At 44.7% G+C, this 1,493-nt stretch carries 1 protein-coding gene; it reads right to left on the bottom strand.

Annotated features, from left to right (window positions below):
• Nucleotides 1–13: 13 nt before the first annotated feature.
• Entirely contained in the window at nt 14–1,387 is a 1,374-nt protein-coding gene (locus H5090_RS20500; protein ID WP_182696623.1) for an IS4 family transposase, read from the bottom strand.
• Nucleotides 1,388–1,493: the final 106 nt, after the last annotated feature.

The raw sequence follows: 1,493 nt of genomic DNA on the forward strand, positions 1-1,493 counted from the left end.
AGCTGTCTCTTGATCACAAGTCTGACTCAAGAGATTTTGCTAAATCGTAGCCTTCCAGGATGGCTTGTAACTTAAGCCATCCTTGCCATAACACTTTCACAGATGCACGCCCTGTGCGCTTGGTATCTTTCCAGCCTCCTAACTTTGCCAGTTCCTGATACGCCCATGACATATTTGGAGTAGTTTCAGGCAATGGTGTTTTTATTCTCTTTAACCACAATAACTTCCATGCTTTGGGAGATAATAGTTGTTCACAACTTGGAGAATCAGGCTGCTCATTGGTGAACTTTAGTTGCAATATTCGCGTCGCAATAAAGCCATTAATCGTCACCAATCTTTCCATGTTATCTTGGCTTTGAAGGCGTAAACTTTCGATATCCGTGCCATCACTTTTCCAGACTTTATGGTATTCCTCTACAAGCCAACGGTGCTCATAGTAGGTGATGATAGCTAAGGCGTCTTCTTTGCTGGTGACTGGTTCACTGGTTAATAGGTGCCAGCTTAAGCCGTTCTCAGCGTTTCCTCTCTCTGCACTGCCGACATAGTAAACTGGGAGGGAGCGTCCTTTCTTATTGTAAGGCGCTTTGAGTGTCACTGGCGCATAGGTGATATCCAGTGTTGCGCTTCGGGCTTTTCTTCCTCCTTTTTGTGCAATGTGGATGTGTTTGGTGCCTGCACTCATCAGCTCGCTTGCAAACGCATAGAGCTTATCCTCACCTTCTTCAATATGACGACTTTGCATCGAGCGTACGACGAATCGTTGCTGCTCGGTCAGTTTATACTGCAAGTATTCGTAGATGTCCGCTTCGCGGTCACACACCGATATCACGTTCGCCATTTGTCCTTGCAGCCGCTCTGCCATCGCTCGTGACGCTGACTCCCACTTGTAACTTTCTTTTTCTTCGTAAGAAGTCGTCGCGTGTTTTTCTCTTTTTCCAATCGTGTTGATATCACGACTCCAGCGAGACTGTTCAATTAATCCCACAACTTGCTTTGTGTCTGGCGCAAACAGTAATACGCTATGAGCTAACAAGCCTCGTTGTTTTGCTCCTCGTCCGACATGACCCAAATCATCTCGAATGGAGGAATGTTTATAAATTAGTGTGGTCGTGTCTTCTAATGCGAGCAATAAGTTATGACTTTTTGCTAGTTCAACCGTGGCTTTAAAGCCTGACTCTGCTATAGCCGTTGCGTCAATATTCTCGTTGCGAATAAAGCGGTAGGCACCTTCCATATCGGCGGGGGATTGAGTGATGTTTACAAGTGGTTTTCCTGGTTCATTTGCAAGCGTTGATGCTAACTTTACCAGACGCGCTGTTCTTCTTGGATCACCTAAGTCCGATTTACCGAATTGTTGTTTTGCCCAATGAGTATGTTCGTTAATCATAATGTGCCCTCAAACAAGATTTGAAGATCTGATCATGACATTGAGATTTAGTTCAAAAAAATCCCCGCTAATTTCTTAGCAGGGATTTGTGTATAAGAGACAGCTT

The sequence above is a fragment of the Pseudoalteromonas sp. SR43-5 genome (genome assembly GCF_014163835.1).
Taxonomy (GTDB): Bacteria; Pseudomonadota; Gammaproteobacteria; order Enterobacterales; family Alteromonadaceae; genus Pseudoalteromonas; species Pseudoalteromonas distincta.